This window comes from Planococcus beijingensis, from assembly GCF_016820615.1.
Taxonomy (GTDB): Bacteria; Bacillota; Bacilli; order Bacillales_A; family Planococcaceae; genus Planococcus; species Planococcus notacanthi.
In genome coordinates this window covers 1-511 of the sequence record NZ_JADHDZ010000020.1, presented here as the reverse complement: position 1 = coordinate 511, position 511 = coordinate 1, and the positions used below count along the sequence as shown (strand labels likewise).

Annotated in this window: 4 tRNA genes; all 4 read right to left on the bottom strand. The window is 54.0% G+C overall.

What is annotated here, in order from left to right:
* Window positions 1–76: 76 nt before the first annotated feature.
* The 4 genes from IRE19_RS18380 to IRE19_RS18365 all read right to left on the bottom strand — a co-directional run bounded on the left by IRE19_RS18380 (window position 77) and on the right by IRE19_RS18365 (window position 414).
* Window positions 77–153, bottom strand: a tRNA-Ile gene (locus tag IRE19_RS18380).
* Between the two features lie 8 nt (window positions 154–161).
* A tRNA-Met gene (locus IRE19_RS18375) sits at window positions 162–235 on the bottom strand.
* 20 nt (window positions 236–255) lie between these two features.
* Window positions 256–331, bottom strand: a tRNA-Ala gene (locus IRE19_RS18370).
* 6 nt (window positions 332–337) lie between these two features.
* A tRNA-Pro gene (locus IRE19_RS18365) sits at window positions 338–414 on the bottom strand.
* Window positions 415–511 lie beyond the last annotated feature (97 nt).

The following is a 511-nucleotide window of genomic DNA, read 5'->3' as shown; positions in this document are numbered from 1 at the left end:
GCGGGATTTGACTCCCCTGTCGGTTTTCAAGACCGATCCCTTCAGCCAAACTTGGGTATTCCTCCGTGATAATAAATGGTGGACCTTGCAGGACTCGAACCTGCGACCGGACGGTTATGAGCCGTCTGCTCTAACCAACTGAGCTAAAGGTCCTAAAAAAGTGGCGGCAGAGGGGATCGAACCCCCGACCTTACGGGTATGAACCGTACGCTCTAGCCAGCTGAGCTACGCCGCCAGGATCTTTATTGTTATAGTTGGTGGAGCCTAGCGGGATCGAACCGCTGACCTCCTGCGTGCAAGGCAGGCGCTCTCCCAGCTGAGCTAAGGCCCCATTGTTTGGTCGGGAAGACAGGATTCGAACCTGCGACCCCTTGGTCCCAAACCAAGTGCTCTACCAAGCTGAGCTACTTCCCGAACTTGAGTTGCTGAGTGTAAAAATATGGCGCGCCCGAGAGGACTCGAACCTCTAACCGCTTGATTCGTAGTCAAGTACTCTATCCAATTGAGCTAC